Genomic DNA, 15,458 nt, shown 5'->3' on the forward strand with positions numbered 1-15,458 from the left:
TCGTAGCGAGCCATAGTTCAATATGTTGTTGAAAAAGACAGTTACTATAACTCAGGTGATTAAGGGACACAGCCTAGATACGACGCGCCTGCCAGAAATTTTTCCGCCAGTAGACATTGTTTAACGAGGAACGCACTACACCCTGGCTGGTCGAGGCATGAATGAACGCATTGTCGGTATCGTAAATGCCTACGTGCAGACCGTTATCGCCGGAGCCGGTTTTAAAAAACACCAGATCGCCCGGCAGCAGATCGTCTTTATCGATCCTGGTACCCACCTCAGCCTGTTCACGCGTGTCGCGGGGAAGTGCGAGGTTGAATTTATCGCGGAAGGTCATCATCACAAACGCTGAACAATCAACACCGTTGCGACTCATCCCTCCGTAACGATACGGCGTCCCACGCCAGTCGCGCAGTTGATCGTTCAGTCCCGCAATCACGGTAATGGAGTCAGAAAGGCGTGAGTTGGGCGGCGGCGCGCGATGACTGCTGCACCCTGCGAGAATTAATGCCGCCAGAAGAAACCAGATGCGCATCCAGCAAAACCTCTATTTTCTTTATGCTGGAATAATTTAGCGTGTGAATTGCAATTCTTGCAAGTTTCGTTTGCCGCTATACCTCGGGAATGAGCATCCTGTGACCAGCAAGGTCGAGGCGACGGAATGGCATGCCGTATGCCGATGCCAGATTTTGCGGTGTTAACACGTCCTCACGCGGTCCGCTGGCAATCAATTTCCCCTGGTGTAGCAACCAAACCTGATGTGCGCGACGTAGCGTATGGTTGAGGTCATGGCTGCTCATCAGAACGGTAATACCGGCTGCCACCAGCTCGCTTAGCAGGCTATCCAACGCGGTCTGCTGGGCAACATCAAGGCTGTTCATCGGCTCATCCAATATCAGCAGTTGTCCATCCATGTTTGCCGCCGGATGAATTTGCGCAATCACCGCGGCCAACCTCACCCGCTGCCATTCACCGCCGGAGAGCTGATTAACGGTGCGCCCCAGCTTATCCTCCAGCCCAAGCTTATGCGTAATTTCATCAACCACGCTCTCATTGGCCTGATGGTGCTGATGCAGTGCCAGATAATGCCAAACGGGCATGGCGAAAGGTGGGGTCTGCTGTTGGGCCAGATATGCCCGATGGCGGGCCAGCTGTGGCGCGTGCCACTCATCAAGCGGGCGGGCGTTTAGCAGCACACTGCCCTTCCCACGCGTTAACCCGGCGATGCGCGCCAGTAGCGTACTTTTCCCGGCACCATTCGGCCCCACTAAATGCAGCATTTGTGCTTTGTCGACCAGGGCCGTAATGGGCCCCAGTCTTCCTGCATCCTCAACGTTATGAAGTTGCAGTAGCGGCATTATTTCGCCAGCGCCAGCTTGATGGCTTCCATCAGGATCGGATCTTCCGGCGTCATATCCGGGGAAAAACGCTGAACAACCTGACCCTCACGACCAATCAGGAATTTTTCGAAGTTCCACAGAATGTCGTCCGGATAGAGCGGCGCACGGCCTTTACTGGCCATGCGCTCATAAAATCCGCTACCTTCCGGCGCGACGGCTTTCGGCGCGGCAGCAATCAGTTTGCTATACAGCGGATGGCGGTTTTCGCCGTTTACATCAATTTTGGCGGCCATCGGGAATGTGACGCCATAGGTGGTGCTGCAGAAGGTTTTGATTTCTTCTTCACTGCCCGGTTCCTGCCCGGCAAATTGGTTGCACGGGAAGCCCAGCACGGTAAAGCCCTCTTTTTCCCAGGCTTTCTGGATGTTTTCCAGCTGTTCGTACTGTGTCGTCAGACCACATTTTGACGCCACATTCACCACCAGCACGACCTTGCCCTGGTATTTGTCCAGCGTGATATGTTCGCCATCAATGGTTGTAATCTCGGTATTCAAAATATCCTGGTGCATAGCATCCCCTTAGTCGGTTCATTCGGATCCCGGTTCTCTCGCCCGGCCCGGCCCGGCCCGGCCATTAATAATAGCCAGATAACGCGCGATAATCCTTCACCTTTTATTGATCAAAAAGAGTGGTTAACCGATGTATCAGCTAAACAATCTCGTTTTGACGCGTCGTTGTTACACACTTTTACGTTATTTCTGTCAGCAGGTGAAACCGGGCATCCTGCCCTCTGGCGTCTTACCGTTTTGCCGTTAGCAAGAGCCAGATAAATACTGGTGCTCCTAGGGTGGCCGTCACCACACCGATGGGTAATTCCGCAGCACTCAGGGCCATGCGGGCCACAATATCGGCGAACAATAGCGCCGTCGCCCCCGCCAGTGCACAGGCAGGCAGAAGCACCCGATGGTCGGTAAGGCCGCAGAGGCGAAGAATATGAGGGATAACCAGGCCAATAAAGCCAATGGAGCCAGCCAGCGCAACGCTGACGCCCACCATCCAGCCAGTCGCCACTACCAGTACGTTGCGCCAGAACCACAGCGGCAGCCCTAGCTGACGGGCCGATGTCTCACCCAGCACCAGCACGTTGAGTGGCTGTGACTGAAAGCAGGTCCAGCCCATCACCGGCAGCAGCGCGACCATCAGCCAGCTTTGCCGCCAGTCCACGCCACCAAAACCGCCCATCATCCAGTACATGAGCTGGCGCAGGTCGAATGAGGTGGAAAAATAGATGGCCCAGGTCATCAGCGCACTACAGATAATCCCTAGCGCGACGCCCGCTAACAGCAGACGACTGGTCGACAGATGCCGCCTTGCAAAGCGCAGCAGGATGAGCGTAATGACCAGCGCACCAGCGATAGCGCATAACCCCAGCGCCCAGCCCGGTAATACGCCCTTCCCTAGCAGCACAGCGGCAATTAAGCCGACGCCCGCACCGTTAGAGACGCCTAACAGACCAGGCTCAGCCAGCGGGTTTTCAAACAGCGCCTGCATAATCGCGCCGCTTAACGCCAGCGCCGCGCCCACCAGCAAAACCGCTAACGTGCGGGGAAGCCGGATTTGCCAGACAAAAAGCTGCCCGCGCGCATCAAACCAGCTTGACGGGCCAATCCACTGGTCACCCGCGCACAGGCTGATAAACAGTGCGATCAGCAAAAGTAGTGTGAGGCCGCAGAGCCACTGACCATTACGACGCTGTTGGAGTTTTGCGTAATTCAGCATGCAGTTCAGTTAATGAGTCATTCAGTGAGTTGATTCTAAAGACGATATTCGGCGCTGAAAAGAAAAAGGCCGCTAATGCGGCCTTTTTAATTAGTCCAGATTACTCTGCTTTGGGCGAAGCGTTTTCGACGCGGCTTTTTAACTTCTGGCCGGGTCTGAAGGTCACCACGCGCCGGGCTGTAATGGGAATATCCTCGCCCGTTTTCGGGTTACGTCCCGGACGTTGATTCTTATCACGCAAATCGAAATTGCCAAAACCGGAGAGTTTTACCTGCTCACCGTTTTCCAAAGCGCGACGGATCTCTTCGAAAAACAGCTCTACCAGCTCTTTCGCATCTCGCTTGCTAAGCCCAAGCTTATCAAACAGATATTCGGACATTTCAGCTTTTGTAAGCGCCATAGGTTCAATCCCTCAATGATGCCTGGAATCGCTCTTTTAATGCCTCTACACATTTGGCGACGGTAGCGGCAATCTCCTCTTCTTCGAGTGTACGGCTGGTATCCTGAAGGATCAGGCTGATGGCGAGGCTTTTATACCCCTCCGCAACGCCCTTACCGCGGTACACGTCAAATAAGTTTACGCCAACTACCTGATTTACGCCAACTTTCTTACATTCGCTCAAAATATCCGCCGCAGCCACATTTTCGTCCACCACAACAGCGATGTCGCGACGGTTTGCCGGGAAGCGGGAAATCTCCTGCGCCTGAGGAACCACGCGGTCTGCGACCTTGTTCCACTCCAGTTCAAACACCAGCGTACGACCATTCAGATCGAGCTTACGCTCCAGCTCCGGATGCACAACACCAATGAAACCAACGTATTCATCTTTCAGATAAATCGCTGCGGATTGGCCCGGATGCAACGCCGGATTCGCTTCTGCGCGGAACTCAATCGTCGACAGTTTGCCGGTCAGGTCGAGTAAGGATTCCAGATCGCCTTTCAGGTCGAAGAAATCGACGCTGCCTTTTGCCAGATCCCAGTGTTCTTCATAGCGGTTACCGCAGATAGCGCCCGCCAGCATCAGATCCTGACGAATACCCAGTGGTGCCTGCGTGTCTGGCACGAAGCGCAGACCGGTTTCGAAGATACGTACACGGCTCTGCTGACGGTTTTGGTTATAGACGATAGTCCCGAGCAGGCCGGTCATCAGCGACAGGCGCATCGCCGACATTTCGCTGGAGATCGGGCTTGGCAGGATCAGTGCTTCTTCACCCGGGTGGATCAGTTGCTGTACTTTCGGATCCACAAAGCTGTAGGTGATCACTTCCTGGTAGCCTTTGTCATTGAGCAGTGTTTTCACGCGCTTGAGCGACAGGTTAGCTTCACGGTGTGAACCCATCACCAAACCGGCTTGTACCGGGGCATTCGGGATATTGTTGTAGCCGTACAGACGCGCAACTTCTTCTACCAGGTCTTCTTCGATTTCCATATCGAAACGCCAGCTCGGCGCAACGGCCAGCCACTCATCCTGACCTTCGGTGACGTTGCAGCCCAGGCGTTTAAGGATGTCGGTAACCAGCTCATCAGCAACGTGATGACCAATCAGACGATCCAGCTTGCTGCGGCGCAGACGGATGGTCGCACGTTTTGGCAGCGTCGCTTCACTGGTGATATCAACCACCGGACCGGCTTCACCACCGCAGATATCAATCAGCAGGCGAGTTGCACGTTCAATCGCTTTGTACTGCAGCGCCGGATCCACACCACGCTCATAGCGGTGGGAAGCATCAGTGTGCAGGCCATGGCGACGCGCGCGACCAGTGATGGACAGTGGACTAAAGAACGCGGATTCCAGCAGTACGTTTTGTGTTTCGCCGTTCACGCCAGAGTGTTCGCCACCAAAGATGCCGCCCATCGCCAGCGCTTTGTTGTGGTCCGCAATCACCAGAGTGTCGGTAGCCAGTTTGGCTTCGCTACCGTCCAGCAGGACCAGCGTTTCGTTCTCTTTCGCCATACGCACGACGATACCGCCATCGATACGATCCAGGTCGAACGCATGCATCGGCTGACCCAGTTCCAGCAGAACATAGTTGGTCACGTCCACAACTGCATCGATGGAGCGCACGCCGCAACGACGCAGCTTCTCTTTCATCCACAGTGGGGTCGGCGCTTTGACGTTGATGCCTTTAACAACACGGCCCAGATAGCGCGGGCACGCACCTGCGGCCTCAACGGCAATCGGCAGAGTGTCGTTAATGGTGGCAGCAACCGGCACGATTTCCGGCTCAACCAGCGGTGCTTTGTTCAGAGCGGCGACATCGCGCGCAACACCGATGATCCCTAAGCAGTCTGCACGGTTTGGCGTAACGCTGATTTCGATGGTGTTGTCATCGAGTTTCAGGTATTCGCGAATATCGGTGCCAATCGCAGCGTCCAGCGGCAGTTCGATGATGCCACTGTGGTCGTCGGAAATACCCAGCTCAGAGAAAGAGCACAGCATGCCTTCTGACGGCTCACCGCGCAGCTTGGCGGCTTTGATTTTGAAGTCACCCGGCAGTACCGCGCCGATGGTAGCAACAGCAACTTTCAGGCCCTGGCGGCAGTTAGGCGCGCCACAGACGATATCCAGCAGGCGTTCGCCGCCCACATTCACTTTTGTTACACGCAGTTTGTCTGCGTTCGGGTGCTGACCGCACTCCACAACCTCACCCACAACCACGCCGTTAAAGGCGCCAGCCACAGGCTCAACGCCGTCAACTTCCAGGCCTGCCATGGTGATTTGATCGGAAAGCGCTTCACTGTCGACAGCCGGATTAACCCACTCGCGTAACCACAGTTCACTGAATTTCATTGTTTGTCCTGCCCTTATTTAAACTGTTTGAGGAAACGCAAATCGTTTTCGAAGAATGCACGCAAGTCAGTCACGCCGTAACGCAGCATGGTCAGACGCTCCATCCCCATCCCAAACGCAAAGCCGGAATAGATTTCCGGATCAATGCCCACATTACGCAGAACGTTCGGATGCACCATGCCGCAGCCCAGCACTTCCAGCCATTTGCCGTTTTTACCCATCACGTCCACTTCGGCGGACGGTTCGGTGAACGGGAAGTAGGACGGACGGAAACGGACCTGCAGATCTTCTTCGAAGAAATTGTTCAGGAAGTCGTGCAGCGTGCCCTTCAGGTTGGTAAAGCTGATGTTGGTATCAACAATCAGGCCTTCCATCTGGTGGAACATCGGGGTATGCGTCTGGTCGTAGTCGTTACGGTACACGCGGCCCGGCGCGATAATACGAATCGGCGGCTGCTGGTTTTTCATGGTACGAATCTGTACACCAGAGGTCTGCGTACGCAGAAGACGGGTGGCATCAAACCAGAAGGTATCGTGGTCAGCACGTGCCGGGTGGTGACCCGGGATATTCAGCGCATCGAAGTTATGGTAGTCATCTTCGATTTCCGGGCCGGTAGCGACAGTAAAGCCAAGCTCACCGAAGAAACTTTCAATACGGTCAATAGTACGGGTAACCGGGTGCAGGCCACCGTTTTCGATACGACGACCAGGCAGAGAAACGTCGATGGTTTCGGCGGCCAGACGGGCGTTCAGTGCCGCGTTTTCCAGGTCAGATTTACGGGCGTTCAGCGCCTGCTGTACCTGCTCTTTTGCTTCGTTAATAACCGCCCCCGCAGCCGGGCGCTCTTCTGGCGGCAGCTCACGCAGGGTGGTCATCTGAAGGGTCAGATGCCCTTTCTTACCCAGATATTCAACGCGTACGTTATCTAACGTGGCAACATCTGAGGCATCATTAATGGCTGCCCGTGCACTGGCAACCAGCTCTGCGAGATGTGACATAATTTTCCTCGTTATGTCCTTGTTGTTGGACTTTTTACTTAAAATTCAGACACAAAAAAAGCCTCCTGTTGGAGGCTTTTGGCGTTAATTTTCCGTTTCTTCTCTCACGCGCTAGCCTCCCGGAGTCAGGTGCTAAAGTAAAAAAAGAAGCGGAAAATAGCAGCATTCATGCTTGCGTTACCTTGTGTGGTAAAAAAACGGATTACCTATTGAAAGGGCTCACCGGAAAAAAGTCAATCTTCTGATAACGTTATACCCTAAATAATTCGCGTTGCAGGAAGGCGGCAAGAGAGTGAATCCTCAGGAGCTTACTTAAGTAAGTGACTGGGGGGAATGATCGCAGCCAACGCACATGCAATGTGAAGAATGACGGGTATAAACGAAAAGAGGGAGCAAAGCCCCCTCTTTCACTGACTTATTAAGCCAGAGCTGCTTTCGCTTTTTCGACCAGAGCGGAGAACGCTACTTTGTCGAATACTGCGATGTCAGCCAGGATCTTACGGTCGATTTCAACAGAGGCTTTTTTCAGGCCGTTGATGAATTTGCTGTAAGAAATACCGTTCTGACGTGCTGCTGCGTTGATACGCGCAATCCACAGTTGACGGAACTGACGCTTTTTCTGACGACGGTCACGATAAGCGTACTGACCAGCTTTGATAACAGCCTGGAAGGCAACGCGGTATACGCGAGAACGCGCACCGTAGTAGCCTTTAGCTTGTTTCAAAATTTTCTTGTGACGTGCACGGGCAACTACACCACGTTTTACGCGAGCCATATGTGCTCTCCTGTATCTATTCTAATTAAAAAGTTAAAAGGGTTAACGACTTATGCGTACGGCAGGCACGCGATTACCAGGCCCAGATCGCCTTTGGAAACCATGGCTTTCGGACGCAGGTGACGTTTACGCTTGGTAGCTTTTTTGGTCAGAATATGACGCAGGTTAGCGTGCTTGTGCTTAAAACCACCTTTACCGGTTTTTTTGAAGCGCTTAGCAGCACCGCGTACGGTCTTAATTTTTGGCATTTTAATAACTTCCACTTCGCATTGTTAATAAACGAAACCCAGGCGAACAAAACCAGTGAAGCTTTGAGGCTCCACTGGCATTGCTACTTGAAGGCCTACTGTTTCTTCTTAGGAGCGAGCACCATGATCATCTGGCGGCCTTCGATCTTCGTAGGGAAGGATTCGACTACTGCCAGTTCACTCAGATCGTCACGGACGCGCGTCAGCACTTCCATACCAATCTGTTGGTGGGCCATCTCACGACCGCGGAAACGCAGTGTGATCTTAGCCTTATCGCCATCTTCCAGAAAGCGAACCAGGCTGCGGAGTTTTACCTGGTAGTCGCCATCATCAGTGCCAGGTCGGAATTTAATTTCCTTAATCTGAATAACTTTTTGCTTTTTCTTCTGTTCCTTAGAAGACTTACTCTTTTCATAAAGGAACTTGCCGTAGTCCATGATACGACAAACTGGCGGTTCGGCGTTAGGGCTGATCTCAACTAAATCTACTCCAGCTTCTTCAGCTTTTTCGATAGCTTCTCTCAGACTCACAATACCCAGCTGCTCACCTTCCAGACCAGTTAAGCGAACTTCCTGGGCGCGAATCTCGCCATTGATACGATTCGGACGTGCCGTTTGAACTCGTTTTCCGCCTTTAATACCTTATTCCTCCAGTTGTTGAAGACTGCGGCTGCGAATCTCTTGTTGCAGCTTCTCAATCACTTCACTTACGTCCAGGCTGCCCAGGTCTTTACCGCGGCGAGTGCGAACGGCCACAAAGCCTGCTTCCACCTCTTTATCACCACAGACCAACATGTAAGGGACACGACGTAAAGTGTGCTCGCGGATTTTAAAGCCAATCTTCTCGTTTCTCAAGTCCGCTTTTACACGAATGCCTGCATTTTGCAATTTACGGGTCAATTCGTTGACATATTCAGCTTGAGAATCAGTGATATTCATCACCACAACCTGCACTGGGGCCAGCCAGGTTGGGAAGAAGCCCGCGAACTCTTCGGTCAGGATGCCGATAAAGCGCTCCAGAGAACCGAGAATTGCACGGTGAATCATCACCGGGACCTGACGTTCATTGCTTTCGCCTACATACGAGGCGTTTAAGCGTTGCGGCAGGGAGAAGTCCAACTGCACAGTACCGCACTGCCATGCACGATCGAGGCAGTCATATAATGTAAATTCAATTTTCGGGCCGTAAAATGCGCCCTCACCCAGTTGATATTCAAACGGGATGTTGTTTTCTTCCAGCGCAACGGCCAGATCCGCCTCGGCACGATCCCACATCTCATCGCTACCGATACGTTTTTCCGGACGCGTAGACAGTTTGACGACGATTTTCTCGAAGCCAAAGGTGCTGTACATATCATAGACCAGTCGGATACAGGCGTTGACTTCGTCACGAACCTGCTCTTCGGTACAGAAGATATGCGCATCATCCTGAGTAAAGCCGCGAACACGCATCAGGCCATGCAGTGCGCCTGACGGCTCGTTACGATGGCAGCTACCGAACTCCGCCATACGCAGCGGCAGATCGCGGTAGGATTTCAGACCCTGGTTAAAGATCTGCACGTGGCCCGGGCAGTTCATCGGCTTGATGCAGTATTCACGGTTCTCAGAAGAGGTGGTGAACATCGCATCTTTATAGTTGTCCCAGTGGCCGGTTTTTTCCCACAGCACACGGTCCATCATGAACGGGCCTTTTACTTCCTGATACTGGTACTCTTTCAGTTTGGAGCGTACGAAAGTTTCCAGTTCACGGAAGATAGTCCAGCCGTCGTTATGCCAGAACACCATTCCCGGTGCTTCTTCCTGCATGTGGTACAGGTCAAGCTGTTTACCGATTTTACGGTGGTCGCGTTTCGCCGCTTCTTCCAGGCGCTGCAGGTAGGCGCTAAGGGCTTTTTTATCTGCCCACGCGGTACCGTAGATACGCTGCAACATTTTGTTGTTGCTGTCGCCGCGCCAGTAAGCCCCTGCGATTTTCATCAGTTTGAAGTGATGGCAGAAACGCATGTTCGGCACGTGCGGACCGCGGCACATGTCGACGTATTCCTGGTGATGATACAAGCCCGGCTTGTCATCATGGGCAATGTTTTCATCAAGAATTGAGACTTTATAGCTCTCGCCGCGCTTCACGAAGGTATCACGCGCTTCGTGCCAGCTGACTTTTTTCTTGATGACGTCATAGTTGGTTTCAGCGAGCTCGTGCATACGTTTTTCGAGCGCGTCGATATCTTCCTGGGTCAGGGTGTGGTCAAGATCAACGTCATAATAGAAGCCGTTGTCGATAACCGGGCCAATCGCCATTTTGGTGTTCGGCCACAGCTGCTTGATAGCATGACCCAACAGGTGCGCACAGGAGTGGCGAATGATTTCCAGACCGTCTTCGTCTTTCGCGGTGATGATAGAGAGGGTGGCGTCATTTTCGATCAGATCGGACGCATCAACCAACTCACCGTTCACACGACCCGCAATGGTCGCTTTCGCCAGACCCGGACCAATGTCCAGAGCAACATCTATCGGACTCACAGCACGATCGAAATGGCGTTGACTGCCATCAGGAAGAGTAATTACAGGCATTTCATATCCTTAATTCGCAGTGGTGACCCACACGAAAGATCACATACGAAGTAAATATTTGTTTAGTAAAAAATAAATTACGCCGCCATCTAACCAACAATCGCTAAATTGGCGCGTAATCTGTTACGACAATGAAGGCCGTCACGGCTCACACTTTTCACTGCGTCTGAGGATGGTAACACTAAAAAAAGTGGGAATGTACCTCTTGTTTGATATTGGTTCCTTTGACTATTTTCCGTGTCCCTCTGTTGGCTCACAAAAAATGAATTTCAGGAAGCCTCGTAGCCTAGCGCACGAATAACCTCTGCCATGGCCTGTCTGGTGAGTTCCGTACGCGGCACGCGCTGATTCGCCAGCATCGTACGCACCATCCCGGCAATCACCACGTGTTTCGGCTCCTGGCCCAGATCACGCATCTCCAGTACCACCTTCCCGACCACCCGGCACATTTCCTCGTATAATTCCGCGTCTTTTGTCTTACCCATTCACTCCCCCATGAGGCGACCACTATTTTCCGTGGTGTGTCGTCCATCTGTTAATCCTTAATAATACTGAATATCCGCAGTAAGGTGATAATCACGATAAGGAGATGTCCATGTCATTTACCGCAGAAGAACGCTCTGCCCTGCTCGCCTGCAAAGGCGTAGGTCCGAAAGTGGTTGAACGTCTGGAACAAATGGGATTTAGCTCGCTGAATCAGCTCAGTGAAGCATCGGTTAACGACATTGTTGCGCAGGGTGCGGCACTCGTCGGCTCAACGTGCTGGAAAAACAGCCCGCAGGCAAAAGCGGCGATTGGTAATGCCATTACGCTGGCAAAAACAAAATCACAGGGAAAATAAAGGGCCGGAGAACCCGGCCCAGTGCGGTTACATCTTGTAGCCGAGGGTGACCGTCGTTCTGCGATCGGTATGCTCAGGCGCCGTTGACGGCGGCTGAGAGTTCCAGGTCAGGTTGTATGCCACTTTCAGACCGAAATGGTCGTTGATCGCAACATTCAACGCAGTCTCGGAGTTCAGCGTGGTGTCATCCGAACCAAACACGGACACACCCTGCGTGAATTTGGCGTTGTCGGTCATCTGCCAGGCATAAGTCGCGGAGGCATAGCCCAGGCCTTGAGTTTTGGTGTTCCCGTCAGTGTATTCGTCGTAACGAACACCGGGACCGAATTCAAAGCGGAAACTGTGCACCGGACCATTGAGGAACTGACGACCGTAACCAGCAGTCAGAACATCGCGCTCGTGATAACCGTTGTAACGGTCAGTCAACCAGCTTGCCTGGCCAAACAGGTAATCGTAATCCGTCATGTTGTAACGGCTACGGCCACCTACGGAATATTTCTCTGAGGAACGCTCATCGTTAGAAGAGGTGTTGCTCGCAGTACCCCATAAAGACCACGCGGTAGATGTGCCATACCAGGTCAGGGTGGAGTCAGCAGTCAGAGAAGAACTTGTGGTATTGCCAGACTGGGCCAGGTAACCACCGTTTACGCTACCTTCAAACGGTTTCTTCGCGGTGGAGGGGTCATCCATAACAGTAAAAACGGTGTCATCTGCGGCAGCATTCAACGACGCAAGCACGCCTCCCGCGAGAACAATCAGCACGGGTACTGTCTTAAAAAGCTTCATTTATTAGGAGTCCGAACAACAAAAAAAGAGACCTTTACGGCCCCGGAAACTTTCAGGTGGATCAACGACCGACGGTCCATTGAAAGGTAACAAATTATAAAAAGGCCCGATAAACATAGCAATGAATTCTTATTTCATTTTTTGAATAAGAGAGATCTCAAATAGACACGAAGTGTATAAAAATTTACCTTCGACTTATCGAAAATTTATATGCTAAATCATCGATTTATTTACATTGCCTTCTGAGCATCAGATGCCAGGATTAATACACTCACCGTAAAAGGAGATCATTATGGTACCGGTTTATACCCTGACGCTGGCCCCGTCCCTCGATAGTGCAACCCTCACCCCACAAATCTACCCGGAAGGGAAACTCCGCTGTAGCGCACCGGTTTTCGAACCGGGCGGCGGCGGAATTAATGTCGCACGCGCTATCACTTATCTGGGCGGAAAAGCCACGGCGATTTTTCCGGCAGGGGGGGCAACGGGTGAACATCTGACGGCGCTGCTTGCCGATGAAAATGTCCCCACCCAATGCGTTGAAACACACGACTGGACCCGACAAAACCTGCATGTCCACGTTGAAGCCAGCGGCGAGCAGTACCGCTTTGTGATGCCAGGCGCCACGCTAACCGCGGATGAATTCCACCAACTGGAAGAGAAAGTTCTCGCCATTGAGAGCGGGGCTATCCTGGTGATCAGCGGCAGTTTACCGCCTGGGATTGATGTGGCGAAACTGACGCAACTGGTTAAAGCCGCACAGAAAAAAGGCATTCGCTGCATTATCGACAGCTCGGGCGATGCGCTTTCCGCCGCGCTTGATATCGGCAATATTGAGCTGGTCAAACCGAACCAGAAAGAACTGAGCGCGCTGGTTGGCCGGGATCTGACGCAACCGGATGACGTGCAGAACGCGGCAAAAGAGATTGTGCGTCTGGGCAAAGCGCTGCGCGTCGTGGTTTCGCTTGGGCCGCAAGGCGCGCTGGCGGTCGATGCGAACCAGTGCGTTCAGGTCGTGCCGCCACCGATGAAAAGCCAGAGTACCGTGGGGCCGGTGACAGTATGGTCGGCGCGATGACGCTGAAACTGGCCGAAGGCGCATCTCTTGATGACATGGTGAAATTCGGCGTTGCTGCCGGCAGTGCCGCGACCATCAATCAGGGCACGAAACTTTGTTCTCACACCAACACGCAAAAAATCTACGACTACCTGCGCAACATCTGAAAAATGCGCCCTCGCCTTACCGCGAGGGCCTTCCCACCCTGTCGGCAGTCGACAAATTCCCTTCGCCGACTATGCTAAAAAAAACTCAGGATAACAACGAGGTGAATTATGAGCAGCGACGGTATCACCCGCTACGTGGTCACAGTGAAATTTCACGAGCAGAGCCTGGCGGAAATCAACGAACTGAATAATCAATTCACACGTGCTGGGTTTCTGCTCACGCTCACTGACGATGAAGGTAAAGTCCACGATCTCGGCACCAACACCTTTGGGCTTATCAGCCCGCTGAGCGAGCAAGAGGTCAATGAGCTGTCAAGTGGCCTGGCCGACAGCGTCGTCAGCGCGAAGCCTGAAATTAGCGTGACAACCTGGGAAGCATGGCAAAAAGCGAAACAATAAGTGCCATTGCGCGCCCTATGGTACGCAGGTGTGCGTTAGTTCGAATTTTTTCATAGCAGTAGTGCGCTAACCTTATGATCTGGCTGATAACATGGGAGACATATCATGTGGCAAGCAATTAGTCGTCTGTTAAGCGAACAACTAGGCGTTGGTGAGATCGAACAGCGTGACGAGTTGCCGGGTGGAGAAATCCACGCTGCATGGCACCTGCGTTATGGCGGTCAGGATTTGTTTGTAAAATGCGATGAGCGGGAATTGCTTCCCATCTTCACCGCAGAGGCTGACCAGCTTGAGCTGCTCTCTCGCAGCAATACCGTACGCGTACCGAAAGTCTGGGCCGTCGGCAGTGACCGCGACTACAGCTTTCTGATAATGGAATATCTCCCCGCCCGCCCCCTCGATGCTCATAACGCGTTTTTACTTGGCCAGCAGCTGGCCCATTTACACGAATGGAGCGATCAGCCGCAGTTTGGTCTCGATTTTGATAACGACCTGTCGACAACGCCGCAGCCCAATACATGGCAGCGCCGCTGGTCAACCTTCTTTGCCGAGCAACGTATCGGCTGGCAACTGGAGCTGGCGGCAGAACAAGGGCTGGAGTTTGGCAACATCGATGCCATTGTTGAACATGTCCAGCAGCGCCTGGCGTCACATCAGCCTCAGCCATCCCTGCTGCACGGCGATTTGTGGTCAGCAAACTGCTCGCTCGGCCCGGACGGTCCCTTTATTTACGACCCGGCATGCTACTGGGGCGACAGAGAGTGCGACCTGGCCATGTTGCCACTACACCCGGACCAGCCGCCGCAAATTTATGATGGCTACCAGTCCGTGTGTCCGCTACCGGGAGATTTCCTCGACCGCCAGCCGGTTTACCAGCTCTATACGCTCTTTAATCGGGCAATTCTGTTTGGTGGGCAACATCTGGTAACGGCGCAAAAAGCGCTGGAACGGGTACTTGCCGCATAACGAAACGATAAGGCCACCTTCGGGTGGCCTTACTGATCAGAGGAAACCGAGCAGCGAGAAAAAGAAGTAGCCGGCGACAATACAAATGACAGGCAGGATATACAGTGTGAAAATCTGCAGGAAGATAGTGTGATGTGGCACAACGATACGCGCTTCGATCTGTTCGCGTGACAGCCCTTCGGCCCCTTTTGCCTTTTCCAGAATCAGTTGGTCTTCAAGGTTTTCACGCAGAAAACGCGTCTGACGACTCATTCTGGCCCCGGATGCCTGCAGTGCCAGGCCAACGAAGATCAGCACGAAAATAATCCAGAAACCGATATTCAGCTGTTGATGAAAATCCGGCGTCGGTGAGTTGTACCAGAAAAAATTGAGGAATGGCGTGTTAAACCGCATCATCTCAATCATCACATGGGCGAAATCCAGCATTACGGCGTTGATGCCTGCCTGCTTTTCGCTGTGGTCGTACATAAACTTAAGTACTGAAATAATTGTCGAAATCACCGATGGGATAAAGATCACCCACCCCAGGACGCGTTTTAATATGGCAATGCGTCCAGCTTGTTGATACTTCATGGATTCCCCTTGTGCGACGTTCCGTTTTCCGCCTAAGTCTACCCTCTCATATTCATTTTCGCCCGATCTTTAAAGACGGTATGATGGTGTCTTAGATAGTGTCGTCACGAGGATAAAAATCATTGATAATAGGGCCTTCTAATCAGAAGGCCCTATTATCATGACTA

18 protein-coding genes, 1 pseudogene and 1 other annotated feature are annotated in these 15,458 nt (G+C 52.7%); of the genes and pseudogenes, 4 read left to right on the forward strand and 15 right to left on the reverse strand.

Features of this window, described 5'->3' with window-relative positions; genetic code table 11:
* Positions 1 to 73: 73 nt before the first annotated feature.
* The 13 genes from ACSZPU_RS16270 to fumD form a co-directional block, all read right to left on the reverse strand.
* Positions 74 to 535 carry a C40 family peptidase gene (locus ACSZPU_RS16270; protein ID WP_499000798.1) on the reverse strand — a complete coding sequence of 154 codons (462 nt, stop codon included), beginning with the start codon at positions 533 to 535 and terminating at the stop codon, positions 74 to 76.
* A gap of 76 nt (positions 536 to 611) precedes the next feature.
* A complete protein-coding gene (btuD, locus tag ACSZPU_RS16275) occupies positions 612 to 1,358 on the reverse strand; it encodes a vitamin B12 ABC transporter ATP-binding protein BtuD (RefSeq protein ID WP_499000800.1) in 747 nt (248 codons plus the stop codon).
* On the reverse strand, positions 1,358 to 1,909 hold the full coding sequence (locus tag ACSZPU_RS16280) for a glutathione peroxidase (protein WP_499000803.1): 552 nt from the start codon (positions 1,907 to 1,909) through the stop codon (positions 1,358 to 1,360). The genes btuD and ACSZPU_RS16280 overlap by 1 nt, the downstream gene beginning before the upstream one ends.
* A gap of 229 nt (positions 1,910 to 2,138) precedes the next feature.
* The gene (gene btuC, locus ACSZPU_RS16285; RefSeq protein WP_499000806.1) at positions 2,139 to 3,119 is read right to left on the reverse strand and encodes a vitamin B12 ABC transporter permease BtuC; all 981 of its coding nucleotides are present in this window, start codon (positions 3,117 to 3,119) and stop codon (positions 2,139 to 2,141) included.
* 100 nt (positions 3,120 to 3,219) lie between these two features.
* Positions 3,220 to 3,519 carry an integration host factor subunit alpha gene (ihfA, locus tag ACSZPU_RS16290; RefSeq protein ID WP_006820203.1) on the reverse strand — a complete coding sequence of 100 codons (300 nt, stop codon included), beginning with the start codon at positions 3,517 to 3,519 and terminating at the stop codon, positions 3,220 to 3,222.
* 4 nt (positions 3,520 to 3,523) lie between these two features.
* Positions 3,524 to 5,911, reverse strand: a complete 2,388-nt coding sequence (pheT, locus tag ACSZPU_RS16295) for a phenylalanine--tRNA ligase subunit beta (RefSeq protein ID WP_499000809.1) — start codon at positions 5,909 to 5,911, stop codon at positions 3,524 to 3,526.
* Positions 5,912 to 5,925: 14 nt separating this feature from the next.
* Positions 5,926 to 6,909, reverse strand: a complete 984-nt coding sequence (gene pheS, locus ACSZPU_RS16300) for a phenylalanine--tRNA ligase subunit alpha (RefSeq protein ID WP_499000811.1) — start codon at positions 6,907 to 6,909, stop codon at positions 5,926 to 5,928.
* A 51-nt stretch (positions 6,910 to 6,960) separates the two neighbouring features.
* Positions 6,961 to 7,084 (reverse strand) — a sequence feature (Phe leader region).
* The gene (gene pheM, locus ACSZPU_RS16305) at positions 7,035 to 7,079 is read right to left on the reverse strand and encodes a pheST operon leader peptide PheM (RefSeq protein ID WP_001386830.1); all 45 of its coding nucleotides are present in this window, start codon (positions 7,077 to 7,079) and stop codon (positions 7,035 to 7,037) included. (Overlaps the previous feature by 45 nt.)
* Before the next feature lie 243 nt (positions 7,085 to 7,327).
* A complete protein-coding gene (gene rplT, locus ACSZPU_RS16310; protein WP_045442118.1) occupies positions 7,328 to 7,684 on the reverse strand; it encodes a 50S ribosomal protein L20 in 357 nt (118 codons plus the stop codon).
* Positions 7,685 to 7,734: 50 nt separating this feature from the next.
* Positions 7,735 to 7,932: a 50S ribosomal protein L35 gene (rpmI, locus tag ACSZPU_RS16315; RefSeq protein WP_001124225.1), complete on the reverse strand. Its 198-nt coding sequence runs from the start codon at positions 7,930 to 7,932 to the stop codon at positions 7,735 to 7,737.
* A 95-nt stretch (positions 7,933 to 8,027) separates the two neighbouring features.
* A complete protein-coding gene (gene infC, locus ACSZPU_RS16320; protein ID WP_499000845.1) occupies positions 8,028 to 8,570 on the reverse strand; it encodes a translation initiation factor IF-3 in 543 nt (180 codons plus the stop codon).
* Between the two features lie 3 nt (positions 8,571 to 8,573).
* Complete coding sequence (thrS, locus tag ACSZPU_RS16325) at positions 8,574 to 10,502, reverse strand: threonine--tRNA ligase (RefSeq protein WP_499000824.1); 1,929 nt, start codon at positions 10,500 to 10,502, stop codon at positions 8,574 to 8,576.
* A gap of 269 nt (positions 10,503 to 10,771) precedes the next feature.
* Complete coding sequence (gene fumD / locus ACSZPU_RS16330) at positions 10,772 to 10,987, reverse strand: fumarate hydratase FumD (protein ID WP_499000827.1); 216 nt, start codon at positions 10,985 to 10,987, stop codon at positions 10,772 to 10,774.
* 110 nt (positions 10,988 to 11,097) lie between these two features.
* On the opposite strand from fumD, the gene ACSZPU_RS16335 reads away from it, so the two are divergent.
* Entirely contained in the window at positions 11,098 to 11,343 is a 246-nt protein-coding gene (locus ACSZPU_RS16335; protein ID WP_499000829.1) for a helix-hairpin-helix domain-containing protein, read from the forward strand.
* A 27-nt stretch (positions 11,344 to 11,370) separates the two neighbouring features.
* Here ACSZPU_RS16335 and ACSZPU_RS16340 read toward each other — a convergent pair whose 3' ends face one another.
* A complete protein-coding gene (locus ACSZPU_RS16340; RefSeq protein WP_499000832.1) occupies positions 11,371 to 12,129 on the reverse strand; it encodes a DUF481 domain-containing protein in 759 nt (252 codons plus the stop codon).
* A gap of 292 nt (positions 12,130 to 12,421) precedes the next feature.
* On the opposite strand from ACSZPU_RS16340, the pseudogene pfkB reads away from it, so the two are divergent.
* The 3 genes and pseudogenes from pfkB (at position 12,422) to ACSZPU_RS16355 (ending at position 14,718) form a co-directional block, all read left to right on the forward strand.
* A pseudogene (gene pfkB, locus ACSZPU_RS16345) lies at positions 12,422 to 13,353 on the forward strand (6-phosphofructokinase II).
* 108 nt (positions 13,354 to 13,461) lie between these two features.
* Positions 13,462 to 13,752: a type V toxin-antitoxin system endoribonuclease antitoxin GhoS gene (gene ghoS / locus ACSZPU_RS16350; RefSeq protein WP_499000835.1), complete on the forward strand. Its 291-nt coding sequence runs from the start codon at positions 13,462 to 13,464 to the stop codon at positions 13,750 to 13,752.
* A 105-nt stretch (positions 13,753 to 13,857) separates the two neighbouring features.
* The gene (locus tag ACSZPU_RS16355) at positions 13,858 to 14,718 is read left to right on the forward strand and encodes a fructosamine kinase family protein (protein ID WP_499000837.1); all 861 of its coding nucleotides are present in this window, start codon (positions 13,858 to 13,860) and stop codon (positions 14,716 to 14,718) included.
* Between the two features lie 36 nt (positions 14,719 to 14,754).
* On the opposite strand, the gene ACSZPU_RS16360 is transcribed toward ACSZPU_RS16355, so the two are convergent.
* Positions 14,755 to 15,291 carry a YniB family protein gene (locus ACSZPU_RS16360; protein ID WP_499000840.1) on the reverse strand — a complete coding sequence of 179 codons (537 nt, stop codon included), beginning with the start codon at positions 15,289 to 15,291 and terminating at the stop codon, positions 14,755 to 14,757.
* Between the last annotated feature and the right edge of the window lie 167 nt (positions 15,292 to 15,458).

The organism is Phytobacter sp. V69 (genome assembly GCF_965644215.1).
GTDB lineage: Bacteria > Pseudomonadota > Gammaproteobacteria > Enterobacterales > Enterobacteriaceae > Phytobacter.

Bases quoted from the DNA above. Each gene is read 5' to 3' on its own strand.
- ghoS (WP_499000835.1), top strand. From the start codon at position 13,462: ATGAGCAGCGACGGTATCACCCGCTACGTGGTCACAGTGAAATTTCAC.
- ihfA (WP_006820203.1), bottom strand. From the start codon at position 3,519: ATGGCGCTTACAAAAGCTGAAATGTCCGAATATCTGTTTGATAAGCTT.
- rpmI (WP_001124225.1), bottom strand. From the start codon at position 7,932: ATGCCAAAAATTAAGACCGTACGCGGTGCTGCTAAGCGCTTCAAAAAA.
- thrS (WP_499000824.1), bottom strand. From the start codon at position 10,502: ATGCCTGTAATTACTCTTCCTGATGGCAGTCAACGCCATTTCGATCGT.
- ACSZPU_RS16270 (WP_499000798.1), bottom strand. From the start codon at position 535: ATGCGCATCTGGTTTCTTCTGGCGGCATTAATTCTCGCAGGGTGCAGC.
- ACSZPU_RS16335 (WP_499000829.1), top strand. From the start codon at position 11,098: ATGTCATTTACCGCAGAAGAACGCTCTGCCCTGCTCGCCTGCAAAGGC.
- btuC (WP_499000806.1), bottom strand. From the start codon at position 3,119: ATGCTGAATTACGCAAAACTCCAACAGCGTCGTAATGGTCAGTGGCTC.
- btuD (WP_499000800.1), bottom strand. From the start codon at position 1,358: ATGCCGCTACTGCAACTTCATAACGTTGAGGATGCAGGAAGACTGGGG.
- ACSZPU_RS16360 (WP_499000840.1), bottom strand. From the start codon at position 15,291: ATGAAGTATCAACAAGCTGGACGCATTGCCATATTAAAACGCGTCCTG.
- ACSZPU_RS16340 (WP_499000832.1), bottom strand. From the start codon at position 12,129: ATGAAGCTTTTTAAGACAGTACCCGTGCTGATTGTTCTCGCGGGAGGC.
- rplT (WP_045442118.1), bottom strand. From the start codon at position 7,684: ATGGCTCGCGTAAAACGTGGTGTAGTTGCCCGTGCACGTCACAAGAAA.
- ACSZPU_RS16280 (WP_499000803.1), bottom strand. From the start codon at position 1,909: ATGCACCAGGATATTTTGAATACCGAGATTACAACCATTGATGGCGAA.
- pheT (WP_499000809.1), bottom strand. From the start codon at position 5,911: ATGAAATTCAGTGAACTGTGGTTACGCGAGTGGGTTAATCCGGCTGTC.
- fumD (WP_499000827.1), bottom strand. From the start codon at position 10,987: ATGGGTAAGACAAAAGACGCGGAATTATACGAGGAAATGTGCCGGGTG.
- ACSZPU_RS16355 (WP_499000837.1), top strand. From the start codon at position 13,858: ATGTGGCAAGCAATTAGTCGTCTGTTAAGCGAACAACTAGGCGTTGGT.
- pheS (WP_499000811.1), bottom strand. From the start codon at position 6,909: ATGTCACATCTCGCAGAGCTGGTTGCCAGTGCACGGGCAGCCATTAAT.